Origin of the sequence: Xenorhabdus vietnamensis (assembly GCF_002127535.1) — a bacterium.
Lineage (GTDB): Bacteria > Pseudomonadota > Gammaproteobacteria > Enterobacterales > Enterobacteriaceae > Xenorhabdus > Xenorhabdus vietnamensis.
Genome location: NZ_MUBJ01000009.1, coordinates 62,508 through 76,302, shown reverse-complemented (window position 1 = coordinate 76,302; position 13,795 = coordinate 62,508). Strand labels below are relative to the sequence as shown.

Annotated in this window: 17 protein-coding genes and 3 pseudogenes; 14 read left to right on the top strand and 6 right to left on the bottom strand. The window is 38.2% G+C overall.

What is annotated here, in order from left to right; translation table 11 throughout:
- Positions 1-538: 538 nt before the first annotated feature.
- From Xvie_RS23125 to Xvie_RS09920, 4 genes are all read left to right on the top strand, one after another.
- A complete protein-coding gene (locus Xvie_RS23125; protein WP_086109171.1) occupies positions 539-895 on the top strand; it encodes a hypothetical protein in 357 nt (118 codons plus the stop codon).
- 210 nt (positions 896-1,105) lie between these two features.
- The gene (locus Xvie_RS24940) at positions 1,106-1,249 is read left to right on the top strand and encodes a hypothetical protein (protein ID WP_167376260.1); all 144 of its coding nucleotides are present in this window, start codon (positions 1,106-1,108) and stop codon (positions 1,247-1,249) included.
- Complete coding sequence (locus Xvie_RS24935; protein ID WP_139838842.1) at positions 1,240-1,440, top strand: hypothetical protein; 201 nt, start codon at positions 1,240-1,242, stop codon at positions 1,438-1,440. Before Xvie_RS24940 ends, Xvie_RS24935 begins: the two co-directional genes overlap by 10 nt.
- Positions 1,441-1,445: 5 nt before the next feature.
- Positions 1,446-1,823, top strand: a complete 378-nt coding sequence (locus Xvie_RS09920; RefSeq protein WP_244175572.1) for a hypothetical protein — start codon at positions 1,446-1,448, stop codon at positions 1,821-1,823.
- 76 nt (positions 1,824-1,899) lie between these two features.
- Here the strand turns inward: Xvie_RS09920 and Xvie_RS24930 are convergent, their stop codons facing one another.
- Both Xvie_RS24930 and Xvie_RS09915 read right to left on the bottom strand, forming a co-directional pair.
- Positions 1,900-2,325, bottom strand: coding sequence for an endonuclease toxin domain-containing protein (locus Xvie_RS24930; RefSeq protein WP_339373949.1), 426 nt, complete (start codon positions 2,323-2,325; stop codon positions 1,900-1,902).
- Positions 2,317-2,784, bottom strand: a pseudogene (locus Xvie_RS09915) (IS6 family transposase); the annotation flags it as partial. The gene Xvie_RS24930 and the pseudogene Xvie_RS09915, both read right to left, overlap by 9 nt.
- Before the next feature lie 216 nt (positions 2,785-3,000).
- Between Xvie_RS09915 and Xvie_RS09910 the strand changes: the two are divergent.
- From Xvie_RS09910 to Xvie_RS09895, 4 genes are all read left to right on the top strand, one after another.
- A complete protein-coding gene (locus tag Xvie_RS09910; RefSeq protein WP_086109169.1) occupies positions 3,001-4,350 on the top strand; it encodes a cytochrome ubiquinol oxidase subunit I in 1,350 nt (449 codons plus the stop codon).
- A complete protein-coding gene (gene cydB, locus Xvie_RS09905) occupies positions 4,340-5,347 on the top strand; it encodes a cytochrome d ubiquinol oxidase subunit II (RefSeq protein WP_086109168.1) in 1,008 nt (335 codons plus the stop codon). The genes Xvie_RS09910 and cydB overlap by 11 nt, the downstream gene beginning before the upstream one ends.
- Positions 5,328-5,486 (top strand): DUF2474 domain-containing protein, encoded by a 159-nt coding sequence (locus Xvie_RS09900; RefSeq protein ID WP_086109167.1) that lies wholly within the window; start codon positions 5,328-5,330, stop codon positions 5,484-5,486. The genes cydB and Xvie_RS09900 overlap by 20 nt, the downstream gene beginning before the upstream one ends.
- 66 nt (positions 5,487-5,552) lie before the next feature.
- Positions 5,553-6,809: an ATP-binding protein gene (locus Xvie_RS09895; protein WP_086109166.1), complete on the top strand. Its 1,257-nt coding sequence runs from the start codon at positions 5,553-5,555 to the stop codon at positions 6,807-6,809.
- 207 nt (positions 6,810-7,016) lie between these two features.
- Here Xvie_RS09895 and Xvie_RS09890 read toward each other — a convergent pair whose 3' ends face one another.
- Positions 7,017-7,361, bottom strand: coding sequence for a hypothetical protein (locus Xvie_RS09890; protein WP_086109165.1), 345 nt, complete (start codon positions 7,359-7,361; stop codon positions 7,017-7,019).
- Positions 7,362-8,257: 896 nt separating this feature from the next.
- Here Xvie_RS09890 and Xvie_RS09885 point away from each other — a divergent pair.
- The 3 genes and pseudogenes from Xvie_RS09885 to Xvie_RS09875 form a co-directional block, all read left to right on the top strand.
- Entirely contained in the window at positions 8,258-8,695 is a 438-nt protein-coding gene (locus Xvie_RS09885; protein ID WP_086109164.1) for an STM2901 family protein, read from the top strand.
- Positions 8,689-9,015 carry a DUF1493 family protein gene (locus Xvie_RS09880; RefSeq protein ID WP_086109163.1) on the top strand — a complete coding sequence of 109 codons (327 nt, stop codon included), beginning with the start codon at positions 8,689-8,691 and terminating at the stop codon, positions 9,013-9,015. The genes Xvie_RS09885 and Xvie_RS09880 overlap by 7 nt, the downstream gene beginning before the upstream one ends.
- 299 nt (positions 9,016-9,314) lie before the next feature.
- Positions 9,315-9,446, top strand: a pseudogene (locus Xvie_RS09875) (transposase); the annotation flags it as partial.
- Between the two features lie 61 nt (positions 9,447-9,507).
- Here the strand turns inward: Xvie_RS09875 and Xvie_RS09870 are convergent.
- On the bottom strand, positions 9,508-9,927 hold the full coding sequence (locus tag Xvie_RS09870) for a helix-turn-helix domain-containing protein (RefSeq protein ID WP_086109162.1): 420 nt from the start codon (positions 9,925-9,927) through the stop codon (positions 9,508-9,510).
- Between the two features lie 720 nt (positions 9,928-10,647).
- Between Xvie_RS09870 and Xvie_RS09865 the strand changes: the two genes are divergently transcribed.
- Both Xvie_RS09865 and Xvie_RS25740 read left to right on the top strand, forming a co-directional pair.
- Positions 10,648-10,854, top strand: coding sequence for a hypothetical protein (locus tag Xvie_RS09865; protein WP_086109161.1), 207 nt, complete (start codon positions 10,648-10,650; stop codon positions 10,852-10,854).
- Between the two features lie 260 nt (positions 10,855-11,114).
- Positions 11,115-11,354: pseudogene (locus tag Xvie_RS25740) on the top strand (IS1 family transposase); the annotation flags it as partial.
- A gap of 149 nt (positions 11,355-11,503) precedes the next feature.
- Here Xvie_RS25740 and Xvie_RS09855 read toward each other — a convergent pair.
- Positions 11,504-12,544, bottom strand: a complete 1,041-nt coding sequence (locus Xvie_RS09855) for an endonuclease (RefSeq protein ID WP_086109159.1) — start codon at positions 12,542-12,544, stop codon at positions 11,504-11,506.
- 303 nt (positions 12,545-12,847) lie between these two features.
- On the opposite strand from Xvie_RS09855, the gene Xvie_RS09850 reads away from it, so the two are divergent.
- Positions 12,848-13,030 carry a hypothetical protein gene (locus Xvie_RS09850; RefSeq protein ID WP_086109158.1) on the top strand — a complete coding sequence of 61 codons (183 nt, stop codon included), beginning with the start codon at positions 12,848-12,850 and terminating at the stop codon, positions 13,028-13,030.
- Positions 13,031-13,257: 227 nt separating this feature from the next.
- Here the strand turns inward: Xvie_RS09850 and Xvie_RS09845 are convergent, their stop codons facing one another.
- Complete coding sequence (locus tag Xvie_RS09845; protein WP_086109157.1) at positions 13,258-13,695, bottom strand: universal stress protein; 438 nt, start codon at positions 13,693-13,695, stop codon at positions 13,258-13,260.
- Positions 13,696-13,795: the final 100 nt, after the last annotated feature.

The window sequence follows — 13,795 nt, the reverse complement described above, 5'->3', positions numbered from 1 at the left end:
TTTCGTTAGATATGTTAACGATTTTTAACTGGGGTATTAAAAATTATGTAGTCATGTTTAGAGTCGGTTGCAGAATATTTTTTACACCTAAAAAGAGCGGGTTTTTCCAGATTTTTAATCTATAGAAGAGAATGGGGTTTGGGGAGCAACGGAACCATCATGGCGGTTAAAGGGTTAAATTATGATTGCAGTACAACTCTACGATTAAGGTTTTACTGCAATTTATATGCACTAAACAGCATTAGATGCAATACAATTAAATTCATAATACACACTTTGAATACGTGACCGTCACAATAGATACATTACATACAAAATTAGTAAAAATAATAATATAAGTGCCGATTTCTTCATGTCCATTTTTTTAAAAAAATGGACATTAGACATTATTTTAATTTATTTACATTATATTTACACTCTCTTAATAAAAGCGTGTCAAATTCATATTGCAATATAAAATATTAACCACACTGTTTTATTTTAAATATTTTCTAAATGAAAAGAAAGTATTTAATGTAAATTATCAAAAGGAATAATCATGAAACTTAAGAGCTTGAAATCAGGAATAATTATAGCAATATCAACATTGACATTAATTTCAACAATATCAATAGCAAAAGCAGATGGAATGGGTGATTTATTATCACATCTAAATCCTATGGAACAGGTTATTCCACTAAATAAAACATTATCATATATAGACCATATCAATGATGATAAAAAGGGGAGTAACTCTAATACATCTGGGGGTAATGGAGGCAATGGAGGTGATGGGGGATCTGGTTTTTATTCTCCAGGTGGTAAAGGTGGTAATGGTGGTCATAGTGGAAGTGGCAATGGAAGTGGCAATGGAAGTAATAATGGAAGTGGCAATAAAATAGGTAATGGAAAGTAATAAATAAAAAACGCAGCTTATTATTTAAAGGGATAAGTTGCGTTATTTCTATTCTATTTGTAAAAATAAATTTCATTTCATTGAGGAATTTAAAGATGAAACTAGGAACAATAATGATAGCTGCATCTATACTCGTTTTTCCTTTTTTACCATTACATGCAAAGACTGAAAGCAAAACACCTATAAAAATAAATAATTGTAATAATTTGAATGGAAAGTTTGGTCAAAACGGTCAAAACGGGATACCTGATAGCAATTGCACAAATGGAGGCAATGGTGGGGATGGAATATACCCAGGACAATCAGGTGGGAATGGCGGTAACGGTGCATCTGGTGGAAGTGGCGTGTATTTAAGACTATTTGGTGGTAATGGTGGTAATGGTGGTTCGGGTTTTCGTTCTAACGGCGGTGATGGTGGTAAAGGCGGTAATGGCGGTGGAGATGCACAATTCTCTGGCGGAGACGGTGGTAAAGGAGGAAACGGGGGGGATGGTGTCTTCTCTTCTGGTGGGCATGGCGGTAACGGTGGTAATGTAGGGAGCTAAGTATTATGAAAAAAATGAAAAAAAATAACTTACTTTTATCCAGTGTTTTGTCAGTTTTTCTTCTTGTAGGCCCCATAGTTATTTATACATTTTCTATCATATTTCCAGTAACAGTTCATGCAGCAAGTCACGGAAATGGGGGGAACGGAGGGCACGGAAGTGGCTCTGGAAATGGCGGTAATGGAGGGAATGCAGGAGAAGGTAGCAATGGTAATGGGGGTAATGGGGGACATGATGGAGGAAACGGTGGTAAAGGAGGAAACGGAAGTGGTTCTGGTAATGGGGGAAATGGGGGTAATGGTGGCAAAGGGGGTAAAGGTGGAGAGGGGGGTAAGGGTGGCCCAAACGGTGGACATGATGGGCATCGCGGTAAAAATGGATAGTTTAAGAAAGCAAAAATACACAAGGATTATTGGTATTCTATTATCGGATAGAAACAGGGCGTCTCTAGCCTTGTTTCTATTTCGCTAGATCAATCATTTGCGTGTCTTTATCGGTTAAAAATCGATCTAATCGTACAAGGATTTCCGTTCCCCAAACTAACTTTCTAATCGCCCGATTGACCTCACTCCACTGTCTTGCGTTTGTATTAATCGGAACTGCCAAACGAATTTCCTTACGGGAAATTATGTCTGGAGTCAGAAAAAAAACCTTAACTGTATCTCCTTCAAATCTAACCGTCTTATCAATATTGCCTTTAATCGAGTAATATATATCGTTTGGTTTATTCAGTTTTGGCAATGTTTGAATATCCAGTGTCTTCACGCTCACTGCCAGATCCGTTTTCATATCATGATAGTCAAAAACCTCAAAGCGCGGCGGCAACCGTGAACCGGCGGGTAGCTGTGTTCCGACATAATCTTCCCACTGCGTACCCTGTTTCATGTTTCCCTGGCTTAATGCGTCCACTGCCGCTTTGTTGGCGCCACTTTTGTCCATCGTCACGACCGCCGGCTGAGCATGCTGACCTATCGCTTTTTTGAAAAAGCGCAAGGCCGCTTTCTTATTCCGACAGGCCGTCAGCAGAAAATCAACGGTATTACCGTCTGAGTCCACCGCCCGGTAGAGGTAACGCCATTGCCCTTTGATTTTGATATACGTCTCATTCATGCGCCACCGACGCCCAACGTCAGGCTTGCTCCGTCGATAACGTTTCACGATCAACGGAACCCGGCGATGAACCCAGCGGGAGAGCGTAGCGTGATCAACGGCAATTCCCCGTTCAGACATCATTTCCTCCAGATTGCGCAGGCTCAGGGTATAGGCCAGATACCAACGAACGCATTGGGCAATAACATCGGCAGGATAATGTAAGCGCTTAAATGCATTTCGGATCAGGGACATCGTTTGGGACTCGCGCAAAAAACGAGGAATTTACCTGATGTTACGTTAATGCGACGAACCGTTTATAGTGCGTCATATCACTGGCTTTCGCGCAAACTGTTATAGTCAATAAACAAAAAACTGTCACTATTATACCATCAACCCCTATGTTCTACTTGTCTGCACTTTCTCACTTCATTTACCCATATACCCAATAGATTTCAATAAGAGGTCACTATGTTAGGGTTAACTGCCCTGGAACTTGCAAGGATACAATTTGCATTCACGGTTTCTTTTCACATTATCTTTCCTGCCATCACAATAGGCTTAGCCAGCTTTCTGGCGGTACTGGAAGGCTTATGGCTGAAAACACGCAATACAGACTACAAAACGCTATACCACTTCTGGTCAAAAATTTTCGCGGTCAATTTCGGTATGGGAGTTGTTTCCGGTTTGGTGATGGCCTATCAATTTGGCACCAACTGGAGTTTCTTTTCTGATTTTGCCGGTACGATTACAGGCCCATTGTTAGTCTATGAGGTGCTGACAGCATTTTTCCTTGAGGCCGGATTCCTTGGCGTCATGTTGTTTGGCTGGCATCGGGTCGGAGAAAGGTTGCATTTTTTCTCAACCTGTATGGTGGCACTCGGCACGATTATTTCCACATTCTGGATATTGGCCTCTAATAGTTGGATGCAGACACCGCAAGGCCATGAAATTATTGATAATCAAATTGTTCCCGTTGATTGGTTCGCGGTGATTTTCAACCCTTCTTTCCCTTATCGCTTGCTGCATATGGGAACGGCGGCATTTCTGGCTTCGGCGTTTTTCATTGCTGCTTCTGCGGCCTGGCATTTGCTGAAAGGCAATAATTCATCCGCTATGCGAAAAATGTTGTCAATGGCGATGTGGATGATCCTGATTATTGCGCCATTACAAGCCATGCTTGGTGATATGCACGGACTGAATACGTTAAAACATCAGCCGGCTAAAGTTGCAGCCATGGAAGGTCATTGGGAAAACCCGCCAGGTGAAGCCACCCCGCTGATTCTGTTTGGTATTCCCAATCAGGAAGCGGAAGAAACACGTTATGCAGTCAAGATTCCCTATCTTGCCAGCCTGATTCTGACACACAGTCTGGATAAACAGGTTCCGGCACTGAAAGAATTCGTTCCGGAAGATCGCCCGAATGTTTTTATGGTGTTTTGGTCATTTCGCATCATGGTGGGATTAGGGATTTTGATGATATTAGCCGGAATCTGGGGGCTATGGTTGCGTCATAAAAAGCGCCTGTATGAAAATCCACTCTTCCTCCGTTTTATGCTCTTGATGGCACCTTCTGGCCTTATCGCGATTCTGGCTGGCTGGTTCACCACAGAAATTGGTCGTCAACCATGGGTCGTCTATGGCTTGATGCGTACCAAAGATGCGGTATCAGCACATGGTGAAATCCACATGAGCATTAGCCTGCTTATTTTCTTTGTCGTCTATGCAGCCGTTTTTGGTGTTGGTTACGCCTATATGATGAAACTCATCCGTAAAGGTCTTCCGCAAATCTCAAACAAGGAGTCAGTAAATGGGTATTGATCTTCCCCTCATTTGGTTCCTGATCATCATATTCAGCACCATGATGTATATCGTGATGGATGGCTTTGATCTTGGAATCGGCATTTTATATCCAACAATTAAGGAAAAATCTGACCGTGATTTGATGATGAATTCTGTCGCTCCCGTCTGGGATGGCAATGAAACTTGGTTGGTTCTGGGAGGCGCAGGGTTATTTGGCGCGTTTCCATTGGCTTATGCCGTGATTCTGGATGCTCTGGCAATCCCATTGACCATTATGTTGTTGGGCCTGATATTTCGTGGCGTTGCTTTCGAATTTCGCTTCAAGGCGACACCAAGACATCAGCACCTTTGGGATAAGGCATTTATTATCGGTTCAATCCTCGCCACTTTTATGCAGGGTGTTGTCGTTGGGGTAGTGATTGAAGGTTTTCCTGTCGAAAATCGTGTTTATACCGGTAGTTATTTGGATTGGTTGGCACCTTTTCCTTTATTTTGCGGATTCGGCCTCGCCATTGCCTACGCTTTATTGGGATGTGGCTGGCTGGTGATGAAAACCGAAGGCCATCTGCAACAACAGATGTATCGCGTCCTTCGCCCTTTAGCACTACTAATGCTGACGATTATTACCATTATCAGTATTTGGACACCACTCTCTCACTCAACGATTGCTGGGCGATGGTTCAGCTTACCAAATCTATTTTTCTTCATGCCCGTACCATTACTGGTATTGTGGTCAAGCTGGCAACTTTTGAAAGCTAACCAAAAATCAAGCCATTACACTCCGTTTCTGGCCGCGCTGTTACTAATCTTCATGGGCTTCACTGGATTAGGGATCAGCATTTGGCCAAACATTATTCCTCCCTTCATTAGTTATGAAGAGGCCGCATCTCCTCCCCAATCATTGGGCTTTATGCTGGTTGGCGCTTTGTTCATTATCCCGATCATTCTGACTTATACTTTTTGGAGTTATTATGTCTTCCGAGGAAAAATCACCCATGAACAAGGTTACCATTAAAATAGCACCACAACGCCCTTCACTATGGAAACGCTTGGGCTGGATGGTAACAATTTGGCTTTGCAGTGTACTGGCTTTATACGCCGTATCGACGTTATTTCGCGCCTTAATGACCATGGCGGGAATGAAAATCAAGTGATAACTAACCTTTTTTAATGAATTGAGCTAAGGTTTTGATCAGGACAATAAGAGGATTGTTTAACTGATGAAAACCTTCTCTGACAATCCAGTGGCGACAACGGGCTGGTTATGCAGTACGGCTATCGCTATCAATTTGTTTGTGCTTCTGTTTCTGGGGTTTAATACCCCACTCACGTTAATCGAAAAATTGTGGGTAATTTTTAATAGCCTGAATATTATCTATTTATTTATCTTGCTTCATAAAGCAGAGATGTTTTCTTTTCGTATAACGTTATTTCCTTCAAGGGATCAGAGAAAAATAGCCATTTTGAAACAGGAAAAACAATACCTGCACTTTTTAATATCCCTTCACTCTCAACTTAATCTTAATACTTCATTATCTGATAATTTCCATATGGTATTTTACCGGCTTAATCAACTGATTCCGTTGAGTGAAGTAAGAATCATACTTTATCATCCACCAAGGAAATACTGTTTTGAATATCCAAATCACATCCTAAATACCCAACTTCCACGAATGATGAAATGGGATTTAGATGATAAGCATACTTTTCACGGTATGGTTCAAATTCTGATACATCAAGATCAAGCCTTATCTTCTTACGAACGTAACTTCATTCAATCTGTTATTGATGCACTGGCGAAATACCTGTCACTCAAGAATATGATGCGCAGGCAGATTCAACAAAGTATCCTTGATGACCGAAAAGCGATTTCCAGGGATCTGCATGACACTGTCGCACAATCATTTCTATTTCTGAAGATTCAGATTAATAGCCTGCACTTTCGTACCGACAAGTTCTCTCGAAAAGGATTAATTTCTTTAAGAATAGTTAAAGAAGAGCTGGAAATCGCCAGTCAAAAACTTAGAGAAATGTTGCTTTCATTGCGAACAGAAAAAAACCATTATGATTTACATGATTCATTGAAATTTCTGATAAAAGAATTCAATCATCGACTGGGATTTAATATTGAATTTCATTATCGTATTACTCATCAGATTATTTCCATTAGCCACAGTCGGCATTTGGTACAGATCATTAGGGAAGCTTTGAATAACTGTTATAAACATGCTTCCGCAAGCTGGATCAGTATTCGAATTTACCCCGTAGGGAAAAAGATTATTACGGTTATTAGTGATAATGGTCGTGGTATTCCACAAACATTAACGGAACGAGAGCAATTTGGGTTGGCTATTATGCGGGAGCGGGTATCTCTGATTTCAGGCCAGATGAAAATTAAAAAACATAAGAAAAATGGTACTGAGATTGAGATTCAATTCCGGCTACAAGAAGATAAATCTTATGAGGTAAAAGATTAATAGTTACGGTGATCTCTAAATGCTTCTCTTGAACGAGGAACTGAGTAAAGGTCATGATTCCAATAGTTAGATGGCTTAGAGAAAATTCTTGCTGCTGTCACCACCACTGTCCATGTTTTTGCTATACATGTGACGCTTTATAGAAGCAATAGAAAAAATGTTAATTTTAATACTGAGTTACGGGATTGAAATCGGGCGCTTTAATTTTTACCCCTTGATAGAAATTTTAACCGCGGGATGAAAAGGGAGACGTACACTTACAAGTATTTTTCTATTCTCTTTTAAGGGAATGAACTTTACTTCTATTGGTTGATCAGGAAAATGACATTTAAACTCCTTATTTTCATAAACTGATAATAACCCATGAGAAAAATAATTCCATAAACTATCTATATTATCCCACATGGACTTATCAATAAGGGATTCGCCATTGATGGTTAGTTCCAATGCTCCATCAATATAATCAATGTCATCTATACCACCTTCATATTGAAAAATATCAATGAATTCGTCTCCAATTTTAATATATGAATTAATATTTATATTTTCCATCTTACCTCTATTTTAAGATTGGCTCAAAATCTACAATTGGATAAAACTGGCCTATTCTTCCTTTTTTAAACCCAACTTTATACCAGTGACCTTTGTAATAACCCTCAATTTGGTATTGTTTACTACCATGTTTTTTTAAAAATTCCGATGATTACCCATTATACTCTCAATTGTTATGACGTTAACAATCTCATCCACTGTTATATCAGGTGATAAAAAACTTTGTACCTTTTTGATTGAGCCATTCCAGAAACAAGAGGGATGCCGATCAAGGAAGTGTTTCATTGCACTTCTATCTAATTGAAAAGTTTGATTTCCAAAATGATAATTTTTCTTTTTAAATGATCTTAGTTTATTGACAACTCGATGTTTACACGCTTTTTTATCTGGAATGTCTACTGAGTTCGCATGAGACAGAGAACCGAATGCTACACAAAAAATCGTCAGGATGATGACAAATAATTTTTCACTATTACTTCCTCTTTAAAAAAACTGACCATGTGACTTTGACATGAGGTATTTGTTATTACGTGTAATTATTTGATATTACAAAAAGAAAATATAATCAATAAAAATGCCACTAATCATGTTTAACTAAATATCATAAATCAGGCGGGATTGAAATAGGCGATTTGTTGTAGCCAATCTATTAATATAGACATGAGTTTAATTGATAAATTTAGATATCGGTGATTTAAATCATTTTTTAAATTTTTTAATATACAAATTTAAATAAAATAGACGTAAATTTTTTACATAACTTTATGATTATTGGAATAAGGAATACCAGAAATTATTTCACTTCTTGCCACACTCTCGTTAAGAGAGGTATGCTAAACCAATATGGTACTCACAACATTTTAATTGCAGGCATATTTGCCTGTAGAGGGTGTGTTATGGAGACAGTAGGAACCTATTTTTATCGCGGACTTTCTAATCTCTCGGCAAGCGAGCTGTTTTTTTGGATTTTTATTGATGCTGTTAACGAACAATTAGGATGGGTGGGGGATATTATTGCTATTGTGTGCATTATTCTTGGACAGCCAATACTAAAAACTCGCGGTAAGTTCGCTGGAGCAACCAAAGGAACGTCCTTAGCATCAGTGTATTCGCGCAGATACTTGAATAGAGAATTGCCATTTAAATTACCGACATTCACCAATGCCAGCTTGAAGACATTGAAACCTAAGTTGGTTAATAATCTGGGCGCTTTTGTGGGGCGAACCGTACCTGTCGTTGGGTGGGTTATTTTGGCTTATGACGTGACGGCCATCGTATACAAAGCGACAACAAGATATAACAAAATTGCCCGTAAGAGAGACAAGATATGGTGAATGAAGCAGAAATTCTGGCGTTCTTCCAAAAAGAATTGCCGACAATTGTAAGCCTGACAGGGAAACGGGAACATCTTGGTCTTGATGATTCATTACAGGAGTATTCTGAAGTGGATGATCTTGTTCCTGTCATCGATTTGTATAGTGATAAATTCAATGTCGATATTTCAGCTATGAACATTGAAAACTATTATCCTTGGATAATCCCGTGGTTCTTCAGAAAGTGGTTTACCCGCAAACCTGTTAAGCAGAAGAAATCCATTCTAACTGTTCGAATGTTCGCTGAATCCGCTAAAACAGGAAGATGGATTTACCCATAATTTCAAGGGAATATGTGGAATAAAGCCCCTCTATGGGTTACGAGATCACATCACACCACCAGCTGAGTGACAACTAACAGACTGTGCCGTTCAGAAAAAAGCCGATATGTGAACATCGGCCTTATAAGCGCACAAATCCAACCAAAACAGGGGGTTTTTGCTGAATTATGCGAATCAAAATATCAGTAAAAAGCAGAATTGCACCAGTAAAAATACCTAATCTTTATCGCCTGCTGTAACGCGATGGGATCATACGCCTTGAGCCAAATGTATTTGCGGGATTTCTTCGCTGTCTCCAGCAAAATATTCATTTGCGCATGCAGAGCAAAACTGGGCTTTTGTGGTCAAGATCGTACTTTGCCTGTAGCGCTAGAGGCGCAACAATAGAAACTCTTAAAGAATACGTTGCCAACCAAACTACCCCGGAGTGACGTGTTTTAAAACCCTACGGGCTTTTCGCCTTATATCCCCGTTCTATCTGGCGGGGAGTAGTCACAGAAAGATATCTGGTTTCACATCAAAACATTCGGAAAGCCTCTTGATATGTGCAATAGTTAATGGGCGTTTGCCTGAAAAAATTTGGCTGATAAGTGATTTTGAGCCTATCTCTTTTTGCAAATCTGAATATGGCAGGCCATGTTGATCCATCAATACACGTAGTGCTGCTACACCAGTAGGCATATCTTCAACCGTTTTGTTAAATTCAGCAAAGTGTTCGCTGTTGTTTTCATACTCTGCTATTTTTGCGGCTAATATATCGATCAATGGACTCTCATCATCATTTTCGAGGAGATAATCAACCATTGCCAGTGCACCTCGGTAATCATTTTCAGAAGAGCTATTCCCTAAAAAGGGAACAGCTGCAACTAAGGCTATAGTTGCTTGAATTTCTTTGGTAAGTTCTCTTATCATCCCCACTCCCCCTAACTAATTGTTGTTCTTTCAATGTAAGCATTTTCATTGAGTTCTCTCTCTTTTTAAATAAGGAATTGTTTATATCTCTTTGACATAAATATATTTTCTATTACGGAATAAGCCTGAGTATGCAGAAGTAGAAAAATAAAAATACAGAATTCATTTAAATGAGGGAAGATATTTTTTCTGACAAATGTTTGATTAATTATCTGTTTAATTTATTAATAAATAAATTACTTATTGAATTGTTCATGTAACTGTCCATATTTATAGAATACTAATTGCTTTCAGGGGTGCAGATGCAACGCCAACGTACCGCAGAATTTAACAAACTCTATGGTGGTTAAAAAACTGGTAGAAACAAAGCGTCCACCAGCAATAAATTAGTTATCAGAGAAGCAGTATACATTACAATGTGGTTCATGCTGCTTTGCGAATTAACATCAGGAATTATAAAATTAACAATAAATATCTAAATATTTATTTCTGTTTAAGGAGTGTATAGAGAAGTCGTTATATAATCCCCTTGGTAGATAATAAAAAGTCAATTGATTCAATGAACAAACCCCCTTGTTCATTATTATATGGATTTTTTATTTTTTTACTGTTACTAAACAAGGTCGATAATAGCAATATTGATTTTATATCAATAATGTTTATTTTTTAGTGAATTAGATTGTCATTTTTATATTCAAACCTTAACAAAAGGAAAATATGATGAAAGAAATTGATAATGGCTTGCTGAATAATGTTTCAGGTGCGGGTTTCATTGATTCTGTTGGTCCTGTCATTAGTGGTGGTCCTATCGAGAGCGTAAAGACTGGTAAAACGGTTTTAGAACGACTTGGTGACGTGGCTCGCATAGTAAGACACATTTTAATCGACGCAGCAAAATATCACCTAACTCATTGCTCCAAAAAATAATTCACAAACAAAGTCATAATAAATTAATGCATTGGATAGTAATTGCAAAAAGTGTCGGGTAAAAAAACCGACACTTTGTTTTAACCAAATTCCGATAGTGTATTAAATAATTAGTTATTGCGATATACGCCCCATTTTTTAGTAGTAAAATAGGGCTAAAGTCGATGTTAGTTGTCGTTACTGCCATAAACCTCGGCATTAATACGGCCATTCGCACATTAAAAATCTCACGCCAAGAAACGTAACCACACTGGCTCTGATATGCCTGGGAACCTCGTCTAAAACGCGTGGTAGCCCATGTTTTTGGCGATCGAAGTTCTGCGACACGACACCAGTTGCTTGAGTTACTGATTTCCTTTAATGTTCGATTTTTTTGTACGGATGATTTTGCATTCTACAATATCTTTCCTGATGAAATTCATTTGATTTGGAAAAGCAAATCGGAAGAAATGCATGACAAAATCATTGGCACTTTCATTGAACATGAAAACTATTTTTAGTACTAAATCTAATTATTTAATACATGACCAAAACCGGCGTTAAGAGCGTCACTTTTCATTCGTGATATCATCTCAAACGCCGGTTTCTAACCGAGAATGCAGTTTCAATATGTCATTTTATTGCATCATCTTTTACGATTCTATAATTGCTAATTCTTACAATTACCTGCCAAGTGATATTTTAATTTTTTGGCTTCTGCTTCTGATCTGAAATAAATTGCGTTTTTATCTGACACTGTTTTATAGCCGGAGCAGTGCGAAAAATGATAAATATGGCTATTTTTATTTCCTTTAATCATGCCATTTTTCGTTGTTTTTGCTGTGATTCTCTGGGCTGATAGCTGATTATTTCCCCCATGCAAATTATTTTGCTTTGGCGTACTATTCTGTGCCTTTTGTTCTTTCTGTGGTAATAAGCCTTTTTGCGGTAATAAGCCCTGACCTGAATTTTTATGTCCCAATTCCCATTTTTTGCTACCGGTCACAAATGGGTTATGGTGTCCCATAATCTTGGCAATCCGTTTATCTCTCTCACGCTCCCAACCATCCACAGGATACTGGCGATCCCATGCCATCATCAATTGTTGTTGTTGGCGTGACATTGCCAGATTATAGCGGTCATGCATATAGAAATAGACTCTGGCAACCATGCCTTTCACTTTATCACGCGGCTCAAACAAACGTGATTCAAAATCCACCTTGCTACTGCATGAACCGTACATATTAGGCGTATTTCTGGCGACCATTCCATAAGCAAAATTACTGCGATCACCATTAACTTCACCAATTGCTGGCGCCAAGTTATGCATGTCTGACTCCATCATGCGAAATACGGGATCAGTATCAACACAATTTTTTCGCCCACCATTCTGCCAGCATTGACGCTGATGCCCGAATACCCAAGCCGGAACCATATGTTCCCATTCAGTACGTTCGGCTCTTGTTTGCTGCGATCTCACATGATAGCCACAAGAAGCCAAATCAACACGTCCCCCACTTTTGCCAACCCATTGCCAATCACAACCACAATATAGTGTACCCATGCCTGATTTTATTTGCCCGTCATAAACATTTTTTCTTGATTCAACTTTAGCTTGTTCAAAACTGGTTGGAGCACTCCATGCATGAAAAGATATGGTTAATCCAAAAACAAAAAGATAACGTGCCCACTGGGCGATTTTACTATTCAAAATAATACCTATTTATTGTTCATAATGTCTATTGCGCATAATATCCATCTATTATCCTGCCTGACAACATCATGAAATGACAAATATTATTCGTCGATTTTTCTTTAATGATTAGAAAGACGTCAATTCATTATTTGTATTAACTAATAATATGACTTAGTACATCCATTAACACATACATCCATTAACACATTTTATTGGAATATTAAGCGTCAAAATATTACTTTTATTAAACTATTAAACCCAATCTATTTAAGTAGCATTAAAACATTTTTAAATATTTAGTTAAATTTAGTAGGATCAATGACCATTAGCACTAAAACTGAACAACTTGAGCAAGAATTGCTGGAAGTTGTAAAGAAGTATTCAGGGAATGAAGAAGTGACTGTCATTACCACTAACAATTCAGAAAATAATTTACAGATTCAGGTTATTATTGCCGGCAAGAATCAGTTAGATATTACCCTGAATTCGTTTTCTGATTAACTTAAACAAAATTTTCCCTGTATTTATGTAATAACTAATCATGTACTAACTAAAATAAACCATTATTCATTATTGGATAATGGTTCTTATTCTCAATCCACTGTTTTCCCACTGCAAAATCAATCATCCATGTCAGTCACATGATAAATATATCTTTAAAAAAACAACCGTGCCATTTTCTGACACGGTTTTATAAATACTCATTAAGTTAATCCTGATTCAACCGATTATCTCACTACCAAAACAGAGATATTGGCATACCCTACAATACCCGACGCATTTGAACCCAGTAGATGAGTCGAGATATCAGGCCGACGAGATCCAACAATAATCAAATCTGCATTAATCTCACGCGCTGTAGATAGCACCTTATCCCGTGGAGAACCAAAAGCAACGGAGAAAGACACTCTATCTTTAGGTAAATCAATACGTTCTACGATTTTTTTAAGTTCTTCTTCAGAGTTTGCTATTGCTTTTTTGGCAAAAGCACTCAATAAATCATAATGGTAACTATAACTTACGGAAAATCTGGAAATATCTGGCACAGAGTGAAAAAGATGAACTTTTGCATTAGATATTTTTGCCAAAAATTCAGCATGTTTAATTGCATTATCAGTTAATATGTCTTCTGAAATATCAATTGGAACTAAAATCGTGTTATACATATACACTCCTCTGTAATCGGATATAACTGCCAGCTATTAAGCATTAGTTCAAAATCGATAAAAACCACAAAAAATCAATAAATTAATATTCTCTTTGCTA